The following is a 23,492-nucleotide window of genomic DNA, read 5'->3' as shown; positions in this document are numbered from 1 at the left end:
GATAATGTTATAAATAATATGGTTGATTTGACCACGTCAGCGGGCGCGCCAGCGCGCGCGGAAGCGCCGCAGCAGGCGGCGGAAGCGCGCCGTCCAGCTGCCCGGCGCCGGCACCGCGTGCTGGCGCCAGTGGCGCCACGTCTTGGCCAGCGCGTCGACGCGGCGCCAGGCGGCGGTGGCGCGCAGCCGTGCTATCCAGCGTTCCTTCAGCGCCAGGAACCAGTGCAGCAGCCGGGCGAACCAGACGATGGTCATCAGCACTGGCCGCGTCAGCAGGAAGATGCGCGCCACCGCCGCCGCTCCGGCTAGCTTGGCCAGCAGGATCACCAGCAGGCCCAGCAGCGCGTGGCCGTGCGCCATCGCCCACAGCGCCAGCAGCTTGACCGGGAACAGCAGCGTGGCCGGCAGCACGAACAGCGTCAGCGCGGCGTAGGGCCCCAGCGAGCAGATCCAGTCCTCCAGCCGGTGCAGCGGCGGCCACGACGACAGGCGGCGCAGCACGCGCATGCCGATGTCCCACAGCCAGTCCTCCAGCAACAGCAGCAGCGCCGCCAGGTAGACCAGCGGGGCAAACAGCGAGCGGCAGAAGCGGTGGAATAGTTTCATCGTTGAAGCGTTGTTCTATCGTTATCATGATACGTGAAAGCATCGCCGGCGCGGGGAAAAACACCGAACGTGCACAACAGCCCCGCCAGCGCACGAAGCCGTTACAATAGCCCGCATGAACAAAGCATTTGTCAAAGAGTCGGACCAGGACGACGACGAGGAAGCCGCCGCGCTGGCGCTGGCCATTCCGGCCGGGTCGAAGAACTATATCCGCCCGGAAGGCTACCAGCGCATCAAGGATGAGCTGCTGCAGCTGATCGACGTCGACCGGCCGGAAGTGGTGCGCATCGTGCACTGGGCCGCGTCCAACGGCGACCGTTCGGAAAACGGCGACTACATCTACGGCAAGCGCCGGCTGCGCGAGATCGACCGCCGCATCCGCTTCCTGACCAAGCGCATGGATTCGGCCGCCATCGTCGATCCCAGCGTGCACCACGGCAGCGACCAGGTGTTCTTCGGCGCCACCGTCACCTATTGCAACCAGCTCGATGAAACGCGCACCATCACCATTGTCGGCATCGACGAGCTCGATCCGCTGAACGGCAAGATCAGCTGGGTGGCGCCGGTGGCGCGCGCGCTGACCAAGGCGCGCGAAGGGGATGTCATCACCTTCCAGGCGCCGCACGGCGTGGAGGAGCTGGAAATCCTCGAGGTGAGCTATCCGGCCCCGTCTGCCGACTAGCGTCCGCCGGTCATTGCGCGGGCTGTGCCTGCTGGCGCTGCTGGGCTGGCAGGCGTCCGCGCTGGCGCTGGACAGCTACATCATCGACCTGAACTCCAGCAAATCGGATTTCTATAACAGCCATATCCGGCGTCTGCTGGTGGCTGCGCTGGATGCGTCGAGCCCGAAGTACGGCGCCTACGACATCAAGATCTCGACCCTGCGCGTGCAGCGCGACCGGCTGATGCTGGAGATGATGAAGGGGCAGGACGTCAACCTGAGCGCGCAGGTGACGTCGCCCGAGTGGGAGCAGAAGCTGATCCCGGTGCGCATTCCGGTGGACAAGGGCGTGTCGGGCTACCGCATCTCGCTGATCGACGGCCGCGACCAGGCCGATTTCACCGCTGTGCGCACGCTGGCGCAGTTGAAGGCCATGAGCATGGGGGCGGGGCGGCAGTGGAGTTCGACCGTGGTGTTTGCGCGCAACGGCTTCACGGTGCAGACCGGGGCGACCACGTCGGGTTTGCACCGCATGCTGGCGGCGCACCGTTTTCAGCACTTTCCGCGCGCGATCGACGAGGCGCTGTTCGAGCAGGGCGAATATGCGGCGGGCTTCCCGCAGCTGGCGCTGGAGCGCAGCATGGCGATCTACGTACCGCTGCCGCGCTACTTCTTCGTCGGCGCCCAGCCCAGGCTGGCGCAGCGGCTGGAGTACGGGCTGCAACTGCTGGTCGCCGACGGGCGCTTCGACCAGATCTTCCACGAGTTCTATGACGGCCTGATCGAGAAGACGGGCTTGCGCAAACGCCGCCTGTTCAGGCTGGACAATCCACTCCTCTCCCCGCAGACGCCGCTGGCCAACAAGGCCTATTGGTACGATCCCTTCGAGCAAAAGTAGGCTGAAAACAACATGGGGTCAGGTCTGACATTTGGACACGAACTGTGCTGTAGCGGCCGCTACAGCACAGTTCGTGTCCAAATGTCAGACCTGACCCCCGGTTAACTGCGCTCGCGCAGGATGCGGTTGACGCCGGCCACGCGGCGCACGTTGCGCAGCAGGCCCGCCAGGTGCACGCGGTCCTTCACCTGGATCGTGAAGCGCAGCTGGTGCAGCACGTGTTCCTTGTCCTCGTCCATGCCGACATAGGTGATGTTGGCGTCGGACTCGCCGATCTCGGCCGCCACGCGCGCCAGGATGCCCTTCTCGTTGTTGATCAGCAGCTTGATGCGGCTGTCGAAACGGCGGTTCAGCTCGGTGCCCCACTTGACCGCGATCCAGCGGTCCGGTTCCTTGACCTTCTGGCGCTTGGCCAGCGTGCAATCGTTGGTGTGCACCAGCAGCCCCTGGTCGCGGCGCAGCTGGCCGATGATGGAGTCGCCCGGGATCGGCAAACAGCACGGCGCCAGTTGCACCGACACGCCTTCGCTGCCGCAGATGGTGACGGGGTCCAGCTCGGCCGCGCTGTTGTGGTCGACCGGCGCGCTGGCCGATTCGCCGCCGCGCAGGCCGAAGATGTGGCGCGCCACCAAGGCCGCCATGCGCTTGCCGATGCCGATGTCGGCATACAGCTCGTCGAGCGACTTGGCGCTCGATTCGTTGAGCAGCCGTTCGGCCAGGTGCTCTTCCAGCTCCGGCTTGATGCCCAGCGACGACAGCGCCTGCGACAGCAGCTGCTCGCCCAGCGTGATCGATTCCGGCAGGTTGATGGTGCGCAGGTGGTGGCGGATCGCCGAGCGCGCCTTGCCGGTGCGCACGAACGACAGCCACGTCGGGCTGGGCCGCGAGTTGGCGTCGGTGACGATTTCGACGATGTCGCCGTTGCGCAGCTCGGTGCGCAGCGAGGCCGGTTCGTTGTTGATGTTGACCGACACCGTGTGGTCGCCGATGCCGGTGTGGATCGAGTAGGCGAAATCGATCGGCGTGGCGCCGCGCGGCAGCGCGATGATCTTCGATTTCGGCGTGAACACGTACACCGAGTCCGGGAACAGGTCGACCTTGACGTGTTCGAGGAATTCGGCCGAGTCGCCGGTCTGCTGCTGGATGTCGAGCAGCGATTGCAGCCACGCGTGGGTGCGCTGCTGCAGGTCCGACATATTGGCTTCGCCGTTCTTGTACAGCCAGTGCGCGGCCACGCCCGACTCGGCGGTGCGGTGCATTTCCTGGGTGCGGATCTGGAACTCCACCGGCGTGCCGTACGGGCCGATCAAGGTGGTGTGCAGCGACTGGTAGCCGTTGAGCTTGCGGATCGCGATGTAGTCCTTGAACTTGCCCGGCATCGGCTTGTACAGCGAGTGCAGCGTGCCCAGCGCGACGTAGCAGTTGGGGAAGCTGTCGACCACCACGCGGAAGCCGTACACGTCCAGCACCTGCGAGAACGACAGGTGCTTGCTGCGCATTTTTTTATAGATGCCGTACAGCGTTTTTTCGCGGCCGTAGACCTCGGCTTCGATGCTGGCCATGGACAGCGTGTTCTTGACCGATTCCAGGATCTTCTTGACCACCTCGCGGCGGTTGCCGCGCGCCGCCTTGACGGCCTTGGCCAGCGTGCGGTAGCGCAGCGGATACAGGTGCGAGAACGACAGGTCCTGCAGCTCGCGGTAGATGTTGTTGAGGCCGAGGCGGTGGGCGATCGGCACATACACTTCCATGGTCTCGCTGGAGATGCGCGCCTTCTTGGCCGGCGCCATCACTTCCATGGTGCGCATATTGTGCAGGCGGTCGGCCAGCTTGATCAGGATGACGCGCACGTCGGAGGCCATGGCCAGCAGCATCTTGCGGAAGTTTTCCGCCTGCGCTTCGATCTGGCTCTGGAACTCGATTTTTTCCAGCTTGGACAGGCCGTCGACCAGGTTGGCGACCGGCGCGCCGAAGCGTTCGATCAGCTCTTCCTTCTTGACGTCCTGGTCTTCCATCACGTCGTGCAGCAGCGCCGCCATGATGGCTTGCGCGTCGAGCTTCCAGTCGGCGCAGATCTCGGCCACGGCGATCGGATGCGAGATGTAGGGCTCGCCCGACTTGCGCACCTGGCCCAGGTGCATTTCATCCGAGAAGCGGTAGGCTTCCTTGACCTTTTTCAGGTCGGCGGCGTTCATGTACTCGGCCAGTTTTTCAGTCAGGTGCGTGACGGAGGCGACGCCGGCGGTCAGGGTGGGCGTGGCCAGGGGCGACGAAGAAATCACAGGCGGGACGGGAGCTGGTGCGGATGAGGCGATGGTGGAGGCGGTGCTGTCCCCTGCGTCGGCGCCGGACATGGCTTCAGCCGGCGTGGTGGCCGGCTGTTTGGCCCGGGCGGGCTTGCCACTCAGTGTCGGATCGGCAGGGATCAGATTCATACGGTTGCGTTCCGTCGAGATGAGAATGTGAAATCGGATATGTGATACGGATATCCCATACTACTGCTAAACCGCACCATTCACATTGTTCGGGAACGCTGGGCCCAACTTACATTGGGACCTTTTTCAACATTTCCAGGCCGACTTTGCCGGCGGCGATTTCACGCAGGGCGACGACGGTAGGCTTGTCCTTGGCTTCCACTTTCGGGGTGTGGCCTTGCAGCAGCTGGCGGGCGCGGTAGGTCGCGGCCAGCGTCAGCTGGAAACGGTTAGGGATAGTTTTCAAACAATCTTCAATAGTGATGCGGGCCATCTTAACTCCTAAAATCTTGTGTAATTATTCAGCGTGGATACCCAATTGGGCAAAGAGCGAGGCGTTGCGCGCCGCTTGTTGCGCAAACCGGCAACGGGCCGCTCTGACAATCGCCGTCAGTTCCGACAGGGCGACTGCAAATTCTTCGTTGATGATAGCATACTCGAACTCGGGAGCGTGGGCGATTTCGCCGCCCGCCGCCAGCAGCCGGCGCGTGATCACATGCGGCGCGTCGGTGGCGCGTTTCTTCAGGCGTTCCTCCAGCGCGTCGATCGACGGCGGCAGGATGAAAATGCCGGCCGCCTGCGGGAACTGCTTCTTCACCTGGCGCGCGCCCTGCCAGTCGATTTCCAGCAGGATGTCGGTGCCGGTCTTCATCTGTTCTTCCACCATGATGCGCGAAGTGCCGTAGTAATTGCCGTGCACTTCGGCCCACTCCAGGAACTCGCCGGCGTCGGCGCGCTTGACGAAATCGTCGGCGGTGGTGAAATAGTATTCCTTGCCGTGGGTCTCGCCCGAACGCGGCGCGCGGGTGGTGGTGGAAATCGACAGCTTGATGGTCGGTTCCTGCGCCAGCAGCGCGTTGACCAGCGTGGACTTGCCGGCGCCCGAAGGCGCGACGACCATGAACAGGCTGCCTGCGAATGAGGTGGTTGAGCTCATGTCTCTCTTTCGAAAACGTCAGCGGGCGAACAACTGCGTCGCCCAAAGACGTATTTTACCAAGAGCAAGCAGTTGCATCCAATTTACAGCAGTGCGAGCAAGTGCAGGGCGGCGGCCGGCGCGCGTTCCTTGGCGCCGTTGATGAAGTAGACGTAGGCGTCGCCGGACTTGGCGCCTTGCTGCCATTGATGCGCTTGCGCGGCCCACTGTTTCAGTTCGGCCTTGGTGTAGCCGGTGTCCAGTTCGCTGCGGGCGTTCATCAGGCGCGCGTAGACGAACTCGCCGGTGATCTCGGTGAGGTTCGGATACTTGGGCGAGTCGGTGACGACGGTGGCGATCTTGTGCTTGCGCGCCAGCTTATAAAAGTCGTCGCACAGGAAGCTGGGGTGGCGGGCGTCGAGCACGTGGCGCAGCTTGCGCGTGCCGAGTTTGGTTGGCAGCAGCTGGAAGAACGCTTGCAGGTCGTCGGGGTCGAACTGCTTGGTGGCGGCCAGCTGCCACAGGATGGGGCCGAGCTTGCCGCCCAGTTCATCGAGGCCGCTGCCCATGAAGCGTGCTATGGATTCGCCGGCCTCGGCCAGCACCTTGCGGTTGGTGGCGTAGCGGCTGGCCTTGACCGAGAACACGAAGTCGTCCGGCGTCTGCGCGGCCCAGGAGGCGAAGTGTTCGGGCTTGGCGGTGCGGTAGAAGGTGCCGTTGATTTCGATGCTGCTCACTTGCCGGCTGGCGTATTCCAGCGCCTTCTTTTGCGGCACGCCTTTGGGATAAAACGTTTCGCGCCATGGCGCGAAATCCCAGCCGCCTATGCCCACCCTGACTTGTGCCATGCGCATCTCCTCGTAAGCCGATGCGCCGATGATAGCGGGATTTTTAGCGAGGGGGCTTGCTGATTTGCTAATCGTCCCTATTTGGGGTGCTCGTCCACTACAGGAGTCCCCATGCAAGAACTGATCGTCATCGCCACCCTGAGCGCCAAGCCTGGCCATGAAGCCGTGATCAAGGCCGCGGTGGAGCGCATCGTGCCGCCGACGCGGGCCGAGGACGGCTGCACCCGCTACGATCCGCATATCGACCTGGAGCATCCGGGCCGCTACGTCATCGTCGAAGCCTGGCGCGACGCCGAGGCGCACCAACGCCATCTCGCCACGCCGCATTTCCTGGAACTGGTCAAGACCATCGACGGCCTGGCCGATATCCAGATCCTCAAGCTGAACCAGCTGCTGTAGTCACGGATCGAGCACCGGCGCCAAAAAACAAGGGAGCCGAAGCTCCCTTTGTGTGCCGCTTACTCCAGGTTCTGCACCTGTTCGCGCATCTGTTCGATCAGCAGCTTGAGTTCCATCGAGGCGTCGGCCAGTTCCTTGACCGAAGCCTTGGCGCCCAGCGTGTTGGCTTCGCGGTTCAGTTCCTGCATCATGAAGTCCAGGCGCTTGCCGACCTGGCCGCCTTTTTTCAGGATGTGGCGGGTCTCGGTCAGGTGGGCCGACAGGCGGCCCAGCTCTTCGGCCACGTCGATGCGGATGCCATACAGGATCACTTCCTGGCGGATGCGCTCGAGCGCGTCCTGGCGCGACAGCGCCGAATTCGAGCCCTGGCAGGCCAGCCCCAGCGCGTCCTGCATGCGCTCGACGGCTTTTTGCTGGAACGCCGCCACCACCTGCGGGATCAGCGGCGTGATGCGCTTGACGATCACTTCCATCGCCTCGATGCGCGAGGTCAGCATCGCTTCCAGCGCCGCGCCTTCGCGCTGGCGGCTGACGACGAAGGCCTGCACCGTGCGCGCGGTCAGCGCGGCGACGTCGGCCTGCAGCGATTCCTGGCCGATCTGGGCTTCCTCGATCACGCCGGGCCAGCGCAGCAGCTCGGCCACCGACATGGTGGACGCGGCCGGGAAATGGCCGCTCACTTCCGCCTGCAAGCGTTGTAATTCGGTCAAAAGCGGCAGGTTCAGCGCCTGCGAACCGGCGGTGGCGGCCTTGCGGCCAAAGCTCAGGCGCAATTCCACCTTGCCGCGGGTGATAGCCGCCATGATTGCCGAGCGCAAATCGGGTTCCAGCGCGCGTAAATCGTCGTTTATTCGAAACTGCAAATCTAAAAACCGCGAGTTGACACTCTTGATTTCGATAGTCAGTGTTCCCGCCGCACTTTCACTGGTGGCGACCGCGTAGCCCGTCATGCTGGAAATGCTCAATGGATGTCCCCGATTTAATCTTTACAAAACAGTGATTTATCCACACAATCCGGTTGTTGAGGCGAGGAATCCTATGGCTGCACAAAACAACGCCCCGTTACCAGATGGTCTGGAAATTGCTGGATATCGCATTGTAAAGAAAATTGCGTCCGGTGGGTTCAGTATTGTTTACCTCGCGTATGACGGCGACGGCGTGGCGGTGGCCATCAAGGAGTATTTGCCCAGTTCCCTGGCCCTGCGCCAGCAGGGCGAACTGGTGCCGGCCATCGCGAAAGCGCACCTGCCGGTGTTCCGCATCGGCCTCAAGTGCTTCTTCGAGGAGGGCCGGGCGCTGGCCCGCATCTCCCATCCGAATGTTGTAAGCGTGCTCAATTTCTTCCGCGCCAACGACACCGTCTACATGGTGATGGCCTACGAATCGGGCCATTCCTTGCAAGAACACATACAACGCCAGCGCGGCAAGGGCAGCAAAGTGGGCGAGGCCTTCATCCGCACCATCTTCCTGCAGGTGCTCAAGGGCCTGCGCGAGGTGCACGCCAACAAGCTGCTGCACCTGGACCTGAAGCCGGCCAATATCTACCTGCGCACCGACGGCACGCCGATGCTGCTGGACTTCGGCGCCGCCCGCCAGACCGTCAACAACGACATGCCGACGCTGACGCCGATGTACACTCCCGGTTTCGCCCCGCCCGAGCTGTACGCCAAGACCGGCGGCCTGGGGCCGTGGTCGGACGTCTACAGCATCGGCGCGGCTATGTTCGCCTGCATGGTCGGCTCGCCGCCACAGCCGGCCGACCAGCGCAAGAATGAGGATAAAATGGCCGGCCACTACGACAAGCTGGCCGGCCAGTACACGCCGGAGCTGGTCGCCATGGTGCGCTGGTGCCTGGAGCTGGACCCGCTGGAACGCCCGCAAAGCCTGTTCGCGCTGCAGAAGGTGCTGCAGGCCGCGCCGGCCGCCGCGCCGACGCCGCCGCCGGCGCCGCAGGGCGTGATCGACCGGCTGGGCGACGGCCTGCGCGGCCTGGTCGGCCGGCTGGGCGGCCGCGGCAAAGCCAGGGCCAAGGCCGGCCCCGACACGCTGATTTAACTGACAAAAGGCTTACCCATGCAATTCTCCGTGTATCAGGAAAGCCACATCGGCGGCCGCAAGGTCAATCAGGACCGCATGGGCTACAGCTTCACCCGCGACGCGCTGCTGCTGGTGCTGGCCGACGGCATGGGCGGCCACCTGCGCGGCGAGATCGCCGCCGCCGTCGCCCTGCAATCGATTTCCGCGCTGTTCCAGCAGCAGGCCACGCCCTACGTGAAAAAGCCGCAGCGCTTCCTGGAAGAGGCGCTGCTGACGGCGCACCGCGACATCCACCAGTACCGCGCCGAGCACGGCCTGGCGGAGACGCCGCGCACCACCATCGTCGCCTGCCTGATCCAGCACAACACGGCGACCTGGGCCCACTGCGGCGACTCGCGCCTGTACTGGATGCGCGACGGCCAGGTGCTGGCGCGCACGCGCGACCACTCGCACGTGGAAAGCCTGATCGCCAAGGGCCTGGCGCGGCCGTCCGAGCGCGCCACCCATCCCGACCGCAACAAGCTGTACAACTGCCTCGGCGCCGACAGCCCGCCGAAAGTGGAGATCTCGGCCGGCGCCGGCATGCTGCCGGGCGACCTGATGCTGTTGTGCTCCGACGGCTTGTGGTCTATGCTGCCGGACGACGACATGGTGCGGCGCCTGCACAGCCAGACCGTGGTGCGCGCCGTGCCGGACCTGCTGCAGGCGGCGCTGGCCGCGGCCGGCAGCGCCAGCGACAACGTCACGGCGCTGGCCATCATGTGGCAGGGCAGCTCCCTGGTCGACGGCGTGGGCGCCAGCACGCTCGCGGCGGCCGAACTGTCGACCGTGGTGTCGACCGAAGCGCTGCCGCAGGGCTTGCACAGCACCACGATCAACAGCGCGCCGGTGCCGGGGCAGGCCGCCGCGCCGGCGCCGCAAGCCGACGCCATCGACGCCTTCGACGACGATGAAATCGAGAAGGCCATCGCCGAGATCCGCGGCGCCATCGAAAAATCCTCCCAAATCCTGAAATAACCCTGAAATAAGGAATACTGTTTATGACGTTTGAATCCCGCCCGAGCGGCCGCGCCGTCGATGCGCTGCGCACCCTGCGCCTGACCCGCGACTACACCAAGCACGCCGAAGGCTCGGTGCTGATCGAATGCGGCGACACCAAGGTGATCTGCACCGCCAGCATCGAAGACAAGGTGCCGGGCTTCCTGAAGGGCAAGGGCCAGGGCTGGATGACGGCCGAATACGGCATGCTGCCGCGCTCGACCCACACCCGCATGGACCGCGAGGCGGCGCGCGGCAAGCAGTCCGGCCGCACGCAGGAGATCCAGCGCCTGATCGGCCGTTCGCTGCGCGCGGCGTTCGACCTGGAAGCGTTCGGCGAGCGCACCTTGCACCTCGACTGCGACGTGATCCAGGCCGACGGCGGCACCCGCACGGCGTCCATCACCGGCGCGATGGTGGCGGCCTACGATGCGTTTTCCAAGCTGGTGGCGCGCGGCGCGGTGCCGGCGATTCCGCTGAAGAGCTTCGTGGCGGCGATTTCGGTCGGCGTGTATCAGGGCATGCCGGTGCTGGACCTGGACTATATCGAGGATTCCGGCTGCGACACCGACATGAACGTGGTGATGAACGACGCCGGCCACTTCATCGAAGTGCAGGGCACGGCCGAAGGCGCCGCCTTCGACCGCGCCGGCATGAACCGCCTGCTGGACCTGGCCCAGGGCGGCATCGCCGACCTGATCAAGCTGCAGAAGCAGGCGCTGGGCTTGTAATGCCGGGTTAGTGGTCGTCGGTCAGCGTGTCGTCGGCGCGCCGATGTTTCGGCAGGCGGCGCTCGGACATGGTCTTGGTTTGATGGTCTACGTGCTCAATCAACATCAGGGCGGCGTTCAAGGCGTCGCTCATCGTTTTGACGGCGGCGCTCATCGCCGTGGCCGGCGTGGGCTGCGGCAAGGCTGCTTGCCGCTCCAGCCTGGCGCGCAGCAGCGCCGCGTTTGCCCAGTCGCGCTCTCCGGGCAGACGTACCCACAGGTCGCGCCAGGCGTTGCGGCCATCCCCTGCAATTTCCATCGTCATCCGGCGCGGCGATACCGCTTCGCCACGAAAGATCAATTCGTCACCCACTACCTCGGCGTGATGGTAATCGTCGCGGTATTTCATGCGTACGCGCGTGGCTTCCGGCAGGAACAGGCATTTCCATTGATAGCCGCGCACCGGGGCGGCCAGAGTGCGGCCGGCCGCGATCCACTGTTTGAGCGCGCTGACGATCGCCTCGGCAGGCGATAAGGTGCTGCCGCTTTGACGCAAATAATCAAGCAGTTCGGTATATGCGGCTGGTGGCACGGCGCCGATGCTTAGGGCATTCATACTCGTTCTCCTTCATTGTTGTGTCCTGTTTTGTCTCGTTCTGTCTCGTTAGACCCGCTGCACTGCACAAAGTTCAAACAGGACGAAACGAGACAGAACGAGACAAGCAAACGAGTAGCGATGCCCCAAGGGCCGTGCGGGGGGAGGGGGCATGCATGTCCTCCCGGCCGGGGCCGGCTGGGTTGCGGGCAAAAGGTTTACAATGTCGGCTTCACCGCCACATGCAGCCCTACACCATGACCCAACGCCTGATCCTCGCCTCGAACAACGCCGGCAAACTCAAGGAATTCAACGAACTGCTGTCCACCGTGGGCTTTTCCGTCCACGCCCAGGGCGAGTACGACGTACCCGAGGCCGACGAGCCGTTCCACACCTTCGTTGAAAACGCCCTGCAAAAAGCCCGCCACGCCTCGCGCCTGACCGGCTTGCCGGCGCTGGCCGACGATTCCGGCGTCTGCGTCAACGCCCTGGGCGGCGCCCCTGGCGTGTACTCGGCGCGCTACGCCGGCGAACCGAAATCGGACGCCCGCAACAACGAGAAAATGATCGCCGACCTTGCCGCCCACGCCGACAAGTCCGCGTACTACTACTGCGTGCTGGTGTTCGTGCGCCACGCCGACGACCCGCAGCCGGTCATCGCCGACGGTCGCTGGAACGGCGAAATGATCGCCACCCCGCGCGGCAACGGCGGCTTCGGCTACGACCCGCACTTCTACGTGCCGGCGCTGGGCAAATGCGCCGCCGAACTGACGGCCGATGAAAAGAACGCCTTGTCGCACCGCGGCCAGGCCCTGCGCGCGCTGGTAGAGAAACTGAAATGATCCCGATTAAAATCGTCGGCGCCACCAGCAAGGCAGCCAAGCCGGCCACCGACATCAGCGAAGCGGCCGGCGTCGCCGCCAAATACCTGCAGGCCGGTTCGCTGAACCTGCAGGCGCTGCCGCCGCTGTCGCTGTACATCCACTTCCCGTGGTGCGTGAAGAAGTGCCCCTACTGCGACTTCAACTCGCACGAGGCCAGGGACGGCCACGCCTTCCCCGAACAGGAATACCTGGACGCGCTGCGCACCGACCTGGAAATGGCGCTGCCGCTGATCTGGGGCAGAAAGATTTATACGATATTCATCGGCGGCGGCACGCCCAGCCTGATGTCGGCCGCAGGGCTGGACCGCCTGCTGTCGGACGTGCGCACGCTGCTGCCGCTCGACAGCGACTGCGAGATCACGATGGAAGCCAATCCCGGCACCTTCGAGGCCGAGAAGTTCAAGTCCTACCGCGCCAGCGGCATCAACCGCCTGTCGATCGGCATCCAGAGTTTCAACAGCCGCCACCTGAAGGCCCTGGGCCGCATCCATGACGACAATGAAGCCAGGCGCGCGGTGGAAATCGCGCAGGCCAACTTCGACAACTTCAACCTCGACCTGATGTACGCGCTGCCGTCGCAGACGCTGGAGGAAGCGCGCCACGACGTCGAGACCGCGATGGCTTTCCAGCCGCCGCACCTGTCGCTGTACCACCTGACGATGGAGCCGAACACGCTGTTCGCCAAGTACCCGCCGGCGCTGCCGGACGACGACGCCAGCGCCGACATGCAGGACCTGATCGCCGAGCTGACCGCCGCCAACGGCTACGGCCAGTACGAGGTGTCGGCCTATGCGAAGGAGGGCCGGCGCGCGCGCCACAACCTGAACTACTGGGAATTCGGCGACTACCTCGGCATCGGCGCCGGCGCGCACTCCAAGCTGTCGTTCCCGCACCGCATACTGCGCCAGGCGCGCTACAAGCAGCCCAAGGCGTATATGGAGCAGGTGCGCCTGGGCGCGCCGGTGCAGGACGAGTACGAGATCGGGCGCGACGACATGGGCTTCGAGTTCATGCTCAACACGCTGCGCCTGCACGGCGGCTTCGATCCCAACCTGTTCAGCGAGCGCACGGGCTTAAGCCTGAACGCCATCGAGCAGCAGTTGAACGCGGCCGAAGCCAAGGGCCTGCTCTACCGCGACTACAAGCTGATCAAGCCGACCGAGCTGGGCCAGCGCTTCCTCAACGACCTGCAGCAGATGTTCCTGAAGGGTTAGAACTCTTCCCAGTCCTTGTCGCCGCCGACGGTGGCCGGCTTGCTGGCCGACCGCGAGGCAGCCGGCGCCGCCGTTGCCGGCGCCGCATTGCGCAGGGCCGGCGCGGAGGCCGGACGGGCAGGGCGTGCCGGCGGCAACGCCGCCGCCTTTCCCGGGGCAGGGGCAGGGGCCGATCGCGCCGGCGCGGCCAGCGCCGGTTGCCGCACCTCGTCCCCGAGCCTGAACGACGAAGCCACATCGGCCAGGCGCGCTGCCTGTTCCTGCATGCTGGCCGCGGCCGCCGCCGACTGTTCCACCAGGGCTGCATTCTGCTGCGTCACCTCGTCCATCTGGCCGATGGCGATGTTGATCTGGTCGATGCCCAGGCTTTGCTCGCTGCTGGCCGAGGTGATCTCGCCCATGATGTCGGTAACGCGGCGCACGCTGGCCACCACGTCGCCCATGGTGGTGCCGGCCTGCTGCACCAGCCTGGCGCCGATGTCGACCTGCTCGACCGAATTGCCGATCAACTCCTTGATCTCCTTGGCCGCCGCCGCCGAACGCTGCGCCAGGTTGCGCACTTCGGAAGCCACCACCGCGAAGCCGCGCCCCTGTTCGCCGGCGCGCGCCGCTTCCACCGCCGCGTTCAGCGCCAGGATGTTGGTCTGGAAAGCGATGCCGTCGATGACGCCGATGATGTCGACGATCTTGCGCGCCGAGGTGTTGATCGACCCCATGGTGTCGACCACCTGGCCGACGATGGTGCCGCCGCGTTCGGCCACGTCGGACGCGGCCTGGGCCAGCTGGTTGGCCTGCTTGGCGTTCTCGGCGTTCTGCTTGACGGTGGAGGTCAGCTCCTCCATCGACGACGCGGTTTCCTCCAGCGAGCTGGCCTGTTCCTCGGTGCGCGACGACAGGTCCATATTGCCGGCGGCGATCTCGTTGGACGCGGTGGCGATGGTGGTGGTGCCGCTCTGCACCTGGCTGACCACGTTGCGCAGCGCATCGTTCATGCCCTTCAGGGCGGTCATCAGGTCGCCGATCTCGCACTTGGTGGTCTCGGCGTCGAAGCGGGTGGTCAGGTCGCCGTTGGCGACGGTGGCGGCGATGTCCACCGCCGACTTCAGCGGCACCGTGATCGAGCGCGAGATCACCCACGCCGCCAGCGAGCCTATCGACACCATCAGCGCCGCCAGCACCATCAGCAGCATGTTGCTGCGGTCGTTGGCGGCGTCGATCGCATGGGCGGTGTCGTCGATGGCCTTGCGCTGCAAGGTCAGCAGCGCCTGCACCTTGTTCTGGTAAGCCGTGGCCGCCGGCATGAAGACATCCTTGTACAGTTTTTCCGCCTCCTCGGCGCTGCCGGCCTTCTTGGCGTTCATGATGTCGGTCTTGGCCTTCTGGTAGGTGGCGCGCAGCGCCGCGGAGGCGTCGAACACGGCCTTTTCCTCGTCGCTGACCAGCAGCTCCTTGAGTTTGCCTATCAGTTCGCCGCCGCGCTTGGTGCTGTCGGCGATGACGTCGGCGAAGGTGGTCGACAGCGTATCGTCGCTGCTGCGGGCGATCAGCGCGGTGCGCGCCACGGCCGAGTAGATCAGCACGTACCAGTCGGAGGCCAGGCGCTCCTTGGCCAGCGGTTTTTCCATCATGTGGCGGGTGGCCTCGGCGTTGGCGCGGGCGTTGTACAGCGCCACCGAGGTGGCGAAGATGGCCAGCAGCAGGACGATGGCGAAGCCGACGGCGAGGCGGGTGCCGATGCGCAGATGAGCCAGAAAGTTCATGATGTCACTCCGGAGGCGGCTGGCCGTGCCGGAAGGCACGGCTTGCAGGACCTAAGTATGCGCCTGCCGCCGGCCGGCGGTCATGCAACTTCGGATGATCCCGTTGCTTTTTTGAAACAATCAGAAGGCGGCGGCCTGGCCCAGGTCGGGCCGCTCGCACCAGCGGGCGAAGGCCTCGGCCAGGCGTTCGCTTTCGGCGATGGCGCGGGTCCAGTCGCGGGTGCGGGCGGCGTGGTCCTGGCCGTAGAACTTGAAGTCGCGGCGGTCGGGCAGCTTGCCGTTGGGCAGGCTGGCGACGAAGGCGGGCGACGGCGACACCAGGATCACATTGTCCAGCGCCGGATCGCCGCCGCCGGCGCGGCGCCAGGGCATGGCCTTGTCCAGCCAGCCGGGCACGATGTAGTCGCTGAAGTGCGGATACAGCACCAGGCCAGGATCGCGCTGGTAGGGCAGGTGCAGGTGGTAGTCGATCAGGCCGCCGTCCCAGTAGGCGCCGTCCGGGGCGCCGGCGATGGCGGAGACGGCGTCGAGCACCAGCGGGATAGAGCCCGAGGCCAGCAGGGCGTCGCGCAGGTTGGCCGGGTCCAGGCCGACGAAGTGGGCGGCGAAGGCGTCGAAGGGTTGGCGCAGCCAGCCGGCGTCGTCGGCTGCGTGGTGGAACACCACGCGTTCCATCGATGCGGCCAGATGGCGGCGGGCGACGGCGTTGCTGGCGGCCGCGCGCAGGAAGCCGGCCATCTCGCGCCAGCGTCGGCCGCCGGTGCGGCCCAGCGGGCCGACGCCGCGCACCGTCAGCACCGACAGGTGGTGGTCGGGATGGCCGACTGCTTCGGCGGCGCGGCCGTCGAGCAGTTCGTCGAGCAGGGCGCGGCAGGTCTGGCTGACGTAGGCGGGCGTCACCTTGGCGGGGTAGCGCTGGGCGGCGTACAGGCGGGCCAGGCGTTGGTGGGCGGCGACCGGGTCGTCGAAGGTGGAGGCGGCCATGCGCCAGGCGCCGATGGAGGCGCCGACCAGGCGGCGCCGGCGCGGCGCGGCCTGCAGCCAGCCGCCGAACATCCAGCAATCGAGGCCGTGCAGGATCAGGCCCTTGGGGCCGCCGGCGGCGGCCGGCACGATGGCGACATCGGCCGCCCGCACGCCCTCGGCGGCAATACGCTGCCGGGCGCGCGCGCCCAGGCGGATGGTGATCGGAGCAGTCATTTCAAGTCGGGGGTCAAGTCTGACATTCGGACACGAACTCGGCCGTAGCAAGTCGGGGTCAAGTCTGACATTCGGACACGAACTCGGCTGTAGCGTCCATTACGGCAGGGCTCGTGTCCAAATGTCAGACTTGACCCCAGGGTTATTTTAGGCCGCCGCCGAGGGCGCGGTACAGGTCGATGGCGCTGGTGGTGCGCAGCAGGCGGGCTTGCACCAGGGCTTGTTGTGCGCTGAACAGTTCGCGTTGGGCGTCCAGCACGTCCAGCGAGCTGGCGACGCCGTTGTCCTGGCGTAGTTGCAGCAGCTTCAGGCGGTCGGCCTGCGCTTCCTGCACCGCGCGCTGCGCCGAGACTTGCTCGCCCAGGTAGTCGCGTGCGGCCAATGCGTCGGCTACCTCGCGGAAGGCGGTCTGGATGGCTTTCTCGTAGTCGGCTACGGCGATGTTCTTGCGCACTTCGGCCAGGCCCAGGTTGGCGCGGTTGCGGCCGGCGTCGAAGATCGGCAGCGTCAATTGCGGGGCGAACGACCAGCTGCCCGAGCCGCCGTCAAACAACCTGCTCAGCGACGGGCTGCTGCTGCCCAGCGCGGCCGTCAGGCTGATGCGCGGGAAGAAGGCGGCGCGCGCGGCGCCGATGTTGGCGTTGGCCGAGATCAGCCGCTGCTCGGCGGCGCGCAGGTCGGGACGCCGGGCCAGCAGGTCCGACGGCAAGCCGGCCGGCAGCGCGCTCAGGTCATCGATCTGGCGGTCGTTGGGCATGGCGCCTGCGGTACCGGCCGCGCCGGCATTGGCATGGGCACCGGCGTCAGCGCCAGCGCCGGCAACGGCATTGGCGCCCGCGCCGCTGGCGGGCTGGCCGACCAGCAGCGTCAATGCGTTGTCCGCCTGCGCGCGCTGGCGGGCCAGCGTCAGCGCGGCGGCGCGGGCGGTTTCCATCAGCGTCTCGCTGGAGCGCAGGTCCAGGCGCGACGAGGCGCCCACTTCGGCGCGCTGATGCGTGAGCTTGTAGGTGCGGGCGCGGGCGTCGTAGGTCTGCTGCGCCAGCGCGTACTGCTCGGCGTAGGCGCGTTCGGTGTAATAGGCTTGCGCCACCTGCGCCACCAGGCTGATTTGCGCCGCCTGGCGCGCTTCGCTGGTGGCCAGGTAGGCCGCCAGCGCCGCATCGTTCAGGCTCTTCACGCGGCCGAAGAAATCCAGTTCGAAAGCGGAAATCGCCAAGCCCGCGTCATAGCGCTTGCCGATCGAGGTCTGCCCGCTCGGCGACAGGAAGGCCGGCGTCTTGGCCTTGGTGACGGCCGCATTGGCGTTCAGATTGGGCAGACGGTCGGCCGACTGGATGTCGTACTGCGCGCGCGCCTCCTCGATGCGCAGCGCGGCGGTGCGCAGGTCGCGGTTGTTCTCCAGCGCGGCGGCGATCAACTGCTGCAGGCGCGGGTCGGCGAAGTAATCGCGCCAGCCGGTATCGACCGCGTCGCGGGCGCTGGCCGCCAACGGCAGCGGCACGCTGGTGCGGGCGGCGGCACCGGCCGTATCAACCGGGAAGGCCGCAGCCACCGGCGCGGCCGGACGCTGGTAGGTCGGCGCCATCGAGCAGGCCGACAGCAGGGCCGCCGCCAATACGGCCAGGGGCAGGGCAGGCTTATGGACAAACTTAGTCATAGGTTTCATGGTTCTTATCGTTCATTTCATGTGCGGCCAGTTTGCGCTGACGTTCGCTGCCCTTGAAGATCTTGCGTATCACGACGAAGAACACCGGCACCAGGAACACCGCCAGCACCGTGGCCGTGATCATGCCGCCCATCACGCCGGTACCGATGGCGCGCTGGCTGGCCGAACCCGCGCCGGTGGCGATCACCAGCGGCAGCACGCCGAGGATGAAGGCCAGCGAGGTCATGATGATGGGACGGAAGCGCAGGTGCACCGCCTCCAGCGTCGCTTCGATCAGGCCCTTGCCCTGCGCCTGCAAGTCCTTGGCGAATTCGATGATCAGGATCGCGTTCTTGGCCGACAAACCGATAATGGCGATCAGGCCGACCTTGAAGTACACATCGTTCGGCAGTCCGCGCATGGTGGCGCCCAGCAGCGCGCCCAGCACGCCGAGCGGCACCACCAGCAGCACCGCCACCGGGATCGATTCGCTTTCATACAGCGCCGCCAGCACCAGGAAGGCGGCCAGCAGCGACAGCGCGAACAGCATCGGCGCCTGCGAGCCGGAGGTCTTCTCTTCCAGCGACTGGCCGGTCCACTCGATGCTGAATCCTGGCGGCAGCTGCGCCGCCAGGCGTTCCAGTTCGTCCATCGCCTCGCCGGTCGAACGGCCTGGCGCGGCGTCGCCGGTCAGCTTGATGGCGGGGTAGCCGTTGTAGCGCACCAGCTGCACCGGCCCCTGTATCCAGTGCGACTTGGCGAACGAGGAGAACGGCACCATCGTGCCGCTGGCGCTGCGCACGTTGAGCTGCATGATGTCTTCCGGCTGCAGGCGGCGCGGCGCGTCGGCCTGCACGATCACGCGCTGCTGGCGCCCGCTGCTGGCGAAGTCGTTGACGTAGGACGAACCGAGCGCGGTCGACATCATCGAGTTGATGTCGGCGAAGCTCACGCCCAGCGCGTTGGCCTTCTCGCGGTCGATATCCACCTGCAGCTGCGGCGAATCCTCCAGCCCTTCGGGACGCAGGCCCTTGAGGATGGCGCTCTTGCCGGCCATGCCCAGCAGCTGGTTGCGCGCAGCGATCAGCGCGTCGTGCCCCAGCGCGCTGCGGTCCTGCAGGCGCGCGGTGATGCCGGTGGCGTTGCCCAGTTCGCGGATCGGCGGCGGCGACAGCGGGAAGATCACCGCGTCGGCGATGCCGGACAGCGCGCCGAACGCGCGCTGCGCAATCGCCTGTGCCGATTCCTCGGGGCCGCGCTCCTTCCAGTCCTTCAGCGGAATGAACACCAGGCCGGCGTTCTGGCCGTTGCCGGAGAAGCTGAAACCGGCCACCGCGATGGTGCGGGCCACGCCCGGCTGTTTGCGGAAGTAGGCGTCGGCCTGCGCCAGCACGGCCTGCGTGCGGCTGGTCGAGGCGCCGGCCGGCAACTGCACGTTGGCGATCAGGTAGCCCTGGTCCTCGTTCGGCAGGAAGGACGACGGCAGGCGCGCATACAGCCAGCCCACCACGCCGCAGATCAGCGCGAACACCACCAGGTAACGGCCGGTGCGCTTGATCATCTTGGCGATCACGCCCTGGTAGCCGGTGGCCGTCACCGCGAACTGGCGGTTGAACCAGCCGAAGAAGCCTTTCTTCTCGTGGTGATGGCCGGCCTGCACCGGTTTCAGGATGGTGGCGCACAGCGCCGGCGTCAGCGTCAGCGCCATCAGCGCCGAGAACAGCATGGCCGACACCATCGCCAGCGAGAACTGGCGGTAGATCGCGCCGACCGCGCCGCCGAAGAAGGCCATCGGAATGAACACGGCGATCAGCACCAGCGTGATGCCGATGATGGCGCCGGTGATCTGCGTCATCGCCTTGCGGGTGGCGTCGCGCGGCGACAGGCCTTCCTCGCTCATGATGCGCTCGACGTTCTCCACCACCACGATGGCGTCGTCGACCAGGATGCCGATGGCCAGCACCATGCCGAACATGGTCAGCACGTTGATCGAGAAGCCGAACAGCTGCATCGCGGCGAAAGTGCCCATCAGCGCCACCGGCACGACGATGGTCGGGATCAGCGTGTAGCGGAAGTTTTGCAGGAACAGGTACATCACCAGGAACACCAGCACCACCGCTTCGAGCAGGGTCTTGACCACTTCCTCGATGGAGATCTTGACGAACAGCGAGGTGTCGTAGGGGATGGTGTACTTCACGCCGGGCGGGAAGTATTTGGCCAGCTGGTCCATCTTCTCGCGCACCGCGGTCGCTGTCTGCAGCGCATTACCGGTCAGCGACAGCTGCACCGCAATCGCCGAGAAGGGCGCGCCGTTCAGGCGGGCGTTGATGCTGAAGCTGGCGCCGCCCATTTCGATGCGCGCCACGTCCTTGAGCCGCACCAGCGAGCCGTTGGGATTCGCGCGCAGCACGATCTGGCCGAATTCGGTGGTGGACGACAGCTGGCCCGTCACCACGATGGGCGCGGAGAAGGTCTGCTTGGCGGGGCTGGGCAGGTCGCCCAGCGTGCCCGATGTGACCTGGGCGTTCTGCGCGCGGATGGCGGCGGTGACGTCGGCCATGTTCATCTTCAGTCCGATCAGCTTGGCCGGATCGACCCAGATGCGCATCGCCCGCTCGGTGCCGAACAACTGCGCCTGGCCCACGCCCGGTATGCGCTTGATCTCGTTGACCACGTTGCGCGCCATGTAGTCGCCCAGGCCGGTCGGATCGAGGCGGCCGTCGGTCGAGGTCAGGCCGACGAACATCAGGATGTTGGAGCGCGCCTTGTTGACCTGCACGCCCTGCTGCGTGACGGCTGCCGGCAGGCGCGACTCCACGCGTTTGATGCGGTTCTGCACATCGACCGCCGCCAGGTCGGGATTGGTGCCGGGGACGAAGGTGACGGTGATGGTGACGGCGCCGCTGGCCTCACTGGACGATTCGACGTACTGCAGGCCGTCGGCCCCGTTCATCTCCTGTTCGATCACGCTGGTGACGGCGTCGTCCAGCACCTGCGCGGTGGCGCCGGGGTAGTTGGCCGTCACCACGATCGATGGCGGCGCGATGGTCGGGTATTGCGATACGGGCAGCACCGTGATCGCCAGCATCCCGCCCAGCAAAATGAAGAGTGCGATCACCCACGCGAACACGGGGCGGTCGATGAAAAACTTGGCCATCAGGACTCTCCGGGGTTATTTGGCGGTGCCGCGATCGGATGCGGCGGAAGCTGCGGCGGCAGCGGCAGCCGGAGCCGGCGCGGCGGCTGGCGCCGTGCCCGCCGGGCCTTTCCACGGCTGCGGATTGACGGTGGCGCCGGGCTTGGCCTTCTGGAAGCCTTCGACCACGATGCGCTCGCCGCCCTTGAGGCCGGAGCTGACCACCCAGTTCTGGCCGTCGTTGGCGGTGGCCGTCACCGGCTGCGAGATCACCTTGTTGTCGGCGCCGACGATCAGCACCGACGAGCCCTCGGGGCTGCGCACCACGGCTTGCTGCGGCACGCTGATGGCCGCCTCGCTGACGCCTTGCTCCAGGCGGGCGCGCACATACATGCCGGGCAGCAGGGTGCGGTTGGGGTTGGGGAATTCGGCGCGCATCGCCACCGCGCCGGTGCTCTCGTCCACCGACACGTCGGAGAACAGCAGGCGGCCGGCTTGCGGGTAGGCCTGGCCGTCTTCCGTCACCAGCGTCACGCGCGCCTCGTTCTTGCCGGCGCCTTTGAGCTTGCCCTCGGCCAGCGCGCGCTGCAGCTTCAGCAGCTCGGTCGACGATTGGGTGATGGTGACGTAGATCGGGTCCAGCGTCTGCACAGTGGCCATCGGCGTCGCTTCGCCCTGGCCGACCAGCGCGCCTTCCGTCACCAGCGCGCGGCCGATGCGGCCGGAGATCGGCGAGGTCACGGTGGCGTAGCCCAGCGTCAGGCCGGCGTTGGTGCGCGCGGCCTTGGACGTGGCCAGGTCGGCGGCGGCCTGCTTCTGCGCGGTGACGGCATCGTCGTATTCCTGCTGGCTGACTGCCTGCGCGGCCAACAACGGTTTATATCGTTTTACCTTTAACTCGGCCTGGGCCACGTTGGCCTCGGCCTTGGCGACGGCCGCCTGGGCGCTGTCGTAGGACGCCTGGAACTGGGCCGGATCGATGCGGAACAGCACCTCGCCCGCCTTGACGTCGCCGCCTTCCTTGAACACCCGCTGCAGCACGATGCCGGCGGTCCGCGCGCGTACCTGCGCAATGCGCGACGCTTCCGTGCGGCCCGGCAGTTCGGTGCTCAGCGTGAGGGCGGCGGGAGCGACGGTGACGACGGCGACGGTGGCGGGGGGCGGAGCGGCGGGCGCCGCGGCTTTGTCGCCGCAGGCGGCCAACAGGGATAAGGCGAAAACGGCGGAGGCGACGGCGGTATTACGAGGGACTGATCTCATGGATGGGTCTCGTGAAAGGAGGTATGTATCGAGCTTGGTCAGCCATGCTGGGGCGCTGGCTAAGGTCGCAACATTGTAATACAGCCAGTAATGTAACGTTTTGTATAGGTCAAAGGCGAAAAAAAGCGGGGACGCGGCCTGCGCCGCGTCCCCGCCTGGTGTTCCGCACTGCGCCGTATCAGCGCATGCCGGAGATGATTTGCTTCAGTTTGCCGGAGTCGGCGCAGAAGGCGCGTATGCCTTCGCCCAGCTTTTCCGACGCCATCTGGTCTTCGTTGAGCTGGAAGCGGAAGGTCTTCTCATCCTGCGACAGCTTGATGATGCCGGCGCCCGGCACGCTCTCCGCGCTCAGCTTGCGCTCGACCGGCGCGTTGGAGTCGGCCAGCTTTTGCAGCAGGTCCGGGCTGATGGTCAGCAGGTCGCAGCCGGCCAGTTCCAGGATCTGGCCGGTGTTGCGGAAGCTCGCGCCCATCACCTCGGTCTTGTAGCCGAACTTGCGGTAGTAGTTGTAGATGCGGCGCACCGATTGCACGCCCGGGTCTTCGGCGCCGACGTAGTCGATGCCGGTCGATTTCTTGTACCAGTCGTAGATGCGGCCGACGAACGGCGAGATCAGCTGCGCGCCCGCTTCGGCGCAGGCGATGGCCTGGCCCAGCGAGAACAGCAGCGTCATATTGCAGTGGATGCCTTCTTTTTCCAGGATCTCGGCGGCGCGGATACCTTCCCAGGTGGCGGCCATCTTGATCAGCACGCGCTCGCGCTCGATGCCGGCCTGCTCGTACAGCTTGATCAGCTCGCGGCCCTTGGCCACCGAGCCCTCGACGTCGAACGACAGGCGGGCGTCGATCTCGGTCGACACGCGGCCCGGGATGATGCGCAGGATCTGCTTGCCGAAGGCGATCAGCAGATGGTCGATGGTGTCGGCGATCGAGTTGTCGAGGTTGTCGCGGACGGCCTTTTCCAGCAGCGGCTTGTACTCGTCCTTTTGCACCGCCTTGAGGATCAGCGAAGGATTGGTGGTGGCGTCGCGCGGGGTGTAGGCCTGGATGGACTGGAAATCGCCGGTGTCGGCCACTACGGTGGTGAATTTCTTGAGCTGTTCGAGCTGGTTCATGTGCGCTGCCAATCAGTTGAGGGGGGATGGGTTGTCTTATTGTACTCAACCGTGAAGAATTGTTAAAGAAAGCGAAATCCAATAGTCTCCATATAGA

Annotated in this window: 21 protein-coding genes; 8 read left to right on the top strand and 13 right to left on the bottom strand. The window is 65.9% G+C overall.

What is annotated here, in order from left to right:
• Nucleotides 1–36 precede the first annotated feature (36 nt).
• The gene (locus DUGA2_RS16855) at nucleotides 37–606 is read right to left on the bottom strand and encodes a hypothetical protein (RefSeq protein ID WP_070270501.1); all 570 of its coding nucleotides are present in this window, start codon (nucleotides 604–606) and stop codon (nucleotides 37–39) included.
• Between the two features lie 115 nt (nucleotides 607–721).
• Between DUGA2_RS16855 and greB the strand changes: the two genes are divergently transcribed.
• Entirely contained in the window at nucleotides 722–1,288 is a 567-nt protein-coding gene (greB, locus tag DUGA2_RS16850; RefSeq protein WP_070270499.1) for a transcription elongation factor GreB, read from the top strand.
• 13 nt (nucleotides 1,289–1,301) lie between these two features.
• Nucleotides 1,302–2,165 (top strand): hypothetical protein, encoded by an 864-nt coding sequence (locus tag DUGA2_RS16845; protein WP_229214705.1) that lies wholly within the window; start codon nucleotides 1,302–1,304, stop codon nucleotides 2,163–2,165.
• A 101-nt stretch (nucleotides 2,166–2,266) separates the two neighbouring features.
• Here the strand turns inward: DUGA2_RS16845 and DUGA2_RS16840 are convergent, their stop codons facing one another.
• The 4 genes from DUGA2_RS16840 to DUGA2_RS16825 all read right to left on the bottom strand — a co-directional run bounded on the left by DUGA2_RS16840 (nucleotide 2,267) and on the right by DUGA2_RS16825 (nucleotide 6,403).
• Nucleotides 2,267–4,600, bottom strand: a complete 2,334-nt coding sequence (locus DUGA2_RS16840; protein WP_008451305.1) for a bifunctional (p)ppGpp synthetase/guanosine-3',5'-bis(diphosphate) 3'-pyrophosphohydrolase — start codon at nucleotides 4,598–4,600, stop codon at nucleotides 2,267–2,269.
• A gap of 109 nt (nucleotides 4,601–4,709) precedes the next feature.
• A complete protein-coding gene (rpoZ, locus tag DUGA2_RS16835) occupies nucleotides 4,710–4,913 on the bottom strand; it encodes a DNA-directed RNA polymerase subunit omega (protein ID WP_008451304.1) in 204 nt (67 codons plus the stop codon).
• A gap of 24 nt (nucleotides 4,914–4,937) precedes the next feature.
• On the bottom strand, nucleotides 4,938–5,576 hold the full coding sequence (gmk, locus tag DUGA2_RS16830) for a guanylate kinase (RefSeq protein ID WP_070270491.1): 639 nt from the start codon (nucleotides 5,574–5,576) through the stop codon (nucleotides 4,938–4,940).
• An 83-nt stretch (nucleotides 5,577–5,659) separates the two neighbouring features.
• Nucleotides 5,660–6,403 (bottom strand): DUF72 domain-containing protein, encoded by a 744-nt coding sequence (locus DUGA2_RS16825; RefSeq protein WP_070270488.1) that lies wholly within the window; start codon nucleotides 6,401–6,403, stop codon nucleotides 5,660–5,662.
• A gap of 111 nt (nucleotides 6,404–6,514) precedes the next feature.
• Here DUGA2_RS16825 and DUGA2_RS16820 point away from each other — a divergent pair, with 111 nt between their 5' ends.
• A complete protein-coding gene (locus DUGA2_RS16820) occupies nucleotides 6,515–6,802 on the top strand; it encodes a putative quinol monooxygenase (RefSeq protein WP_070270486.1) in 288 nt (95 codons plus the stop codon).
• 59 nt (nucleotides 6,803–6,861) lie between these two features.
• Here the strand turns inward: DUGA2_RS16820 and DUGA2_RS16815 are convergent, their stop codons facing one another.
• Nucleotides 6,862–7,752: a YicC/YloC family endoribonuclease gene (locus tag DUGA2_RS16815; protein ID WP_008451298.1), complete on the bottom strand. Its 891-nt coding sequence runs from the start codon at nucleotides 7,750–7,752 to the stop codon at nucleotides 6,862–6,864.
• An 88-nt stretch (nucleotides 7,753–7,840) separates the two neighbouring features.
• Between DUGA2_RS16815 and DUGA2_RS16810 the strand changes: the two genes are divergently transcribed.
• Genes DUGA2_RS16810 through rph form a run of 3 tightly spaced genes read left to right on the top strand, consistent with a single transcriptional unit; the run spans nucleotide 7,841 to nucleotide 10,608 of the window.
• Nucleotides 7,841–8,857 carry a serine/threonine-protein kinase gene (locus DUGA2_RS16810; protein WP_070270484.1) on the top strand — a complete coding sequence of 339 codons (1,017 nt, stop codon included), beginning with the start codon at nucleotides 7,841–7,843 and terminating at the stop codon, nucleotides 8,855–8,857.
• Between the two features lie 18 nt (nucleotides 8,858–8,875).
• Entirely contained in the window at nucleotides 8,876–9,856 is a 981-nt protein-coding gene (locus DUGA2_RS16805) for a PP2C family serine/threonine-protein phosphatase (protein ID WP_070270483.1), read from the top strand.
• 23 nt (nucleotides 9,857–9,879) lie between these two features.
• Nucleotides 9,880–10,608 carry a ribonuclease PH gene (gene rph / locus DUGA2_RS16800; RefSeq protein ID WP_070270481.1) on the top strand — a complete coding sequence of 243 codons (729 nt, stop codon included), beginning with the start codon at nucleotides 9,880–9,882 and terminating at the stop codon, nucleotides 10,606–10,608.
• A 7-nt stretch (nucleotides 10,609–10,615) separates the two neighbouring features.
• On the opposite strand, the gene DUGA2_RS16795 is transcribed toward rph, so the two are convergent.
• Complete coding sequence (locus DUGA2_RS16795; protein ID WP_070270480.1) at nucleotides 10,616–11,203, bottom strand: hypothetical protein; 588 nt, start codon at nucleotides 11,201–11,203, stop codon at nucleotides 10,616–10,618.
• A 236-nt stretch (nucleotides 11,204–11,439) separates the two neighbouring features.
• Here DUGA2_RS16795 and rdgB point away from each other — a divergent pair, with 236 nt between their 5' ends.
• Together rdgB and hemW are read left to right on the top strand one after the other, a co-directional pair.
• On the top strand, nucleotides 11,440–12,024 hold the full coding sequence (rdgB, locus tag DUGA2_RS16790) for an RdgB/HAM1 family non-canonical purine NTP pyrophosphatase (protein WP_070270546.1): 585 nt from the start codon (nucleotides 11,440–11,442) through the stop codon (nucleotides 12,022–12,024).
• Nucleotides 12,021–13,280: a radical SAM family heme chaperone HemW gene (gene hemW, locus DUGA2_RS16785; RefSeq protein WP_070270478.1), complete on the top strand. Its 1,260-nt coding sequence runs from the start codon at nucleotides 12,021–12,023 to the stop codon at nucleotides 13,278–13,280. The genes rdgB and hemW overlap by 4 nt, the downstream gene beginning before the upstream one ends.
• Here hemW and DUGA2_RS16780 read toward each other — a convergent pair.
• The 6 genes from DUGA2_RS16780 to tal all read right to left on the bottom strand — a co-directional run bounded on the left by DUGA2_RS16780 (nucleotide 13,277) and on the right by tal (nucleotide 23,395).
• Nucleotides 13,277–15,040, bottom strand: coding sequence for a methyl-accepting chemotaxis protein (locus DUGA2_RS16780; RefSeq protein ID WP_070270477.1), 1,764 nt, complete (start codon nucleotides 15,038–15,040; stop codon nucleotides 13,277–13,279). The two genes, hemW and DUGA2_RS16780, sit on opposite strands and share 4 nt — an antisense overlap.
• Before the next feature lie 120 nt (nucleotides 15,041–15,160).
• The gene (locus tag DUGA2_RS16775) at nucleotides 15,161–16,240 is read right to left on the bottom strand and encodes a lysophospholipase (protein WP_070270475.1); all 1,080 of its coding nucleotides are present in this window, start codon (nucleotides 16,238–16,240) and stop codon (nucleotides 15,161–15,163) included.
• A gap of 142 nt (nucleotides 16,241–16,382) precedes the next feature.
• Nucleotides 16,383–17,897 (bottom strand): efflux transporter outer membrane subunit, encoded by a 1,515-nt coding sequence (locus DUGA2_RS16770; protein WP_070270474.1) that lies wholly within the window; start codon nucleotides 17,895–17,897, stop codon nucleotides 16,383–16,385.
• The gene (locus DUGA2_RS16765; RefSeq protein WP_070270471.1) at nucleotides 17,890–21,042 is read right to left on the bottom strand and encodes an efflux RND transporter permease subunit; all 3,153 of its coding nucleotides are present in this window, start codon (nucleotides 21,040–21,042) and stop codon (nucleotides 17,890–17,892) included. The genes DUGA2_RS16770 and DUGA2_RS16765 overlap by 8 nt, the downstream gene beginning before the upstream one ends.
• Before the next feature lie 15 nt (nucleotides 21,043–21,057).
• Complete coding sequence (locus DUGA2_RS16760) at nucleotides 21,058–22,281, bottom strand: efflux RND transporter periplasmic adaptor subunit (protein WP_070270468.1); 1,224 nt, start codon at nucleotides 22,279–22,281, stop codon at nucleotides 21,058–21,060.
• 178 nt (nucleotides 22,282–22,459) lie between these two features.
• Nucleotides 22,460–23,395: a transaldolase gene (gene tal, locus DUGA2_RS16755; protein ID WP_070270465.1), complete on the bottom strand. Its 936-nt coding sequence runs from the start codon at nucleotides 23,393–23,395 to the stop codon at nucleotides 22,460–22,462.
• Nucleotides 23,396–23,492: the final 97 nt, after the last annotated feature.

It is taken from the genome of Duganella sp. HH101 (assembly GCF_001758795.1).
GTDB lineage: Bacteria > Pseudomonadota > Gammaproteobacteria > Burkholderiales > Burkholderiaceae_D > Rugamonas > Rugamonas rivuli.
The sequence above is the reverse complement of the archived record's forward strand: the minus strand, read 5'-3'. Positions and strand labels throughout refer to the sequence as shown.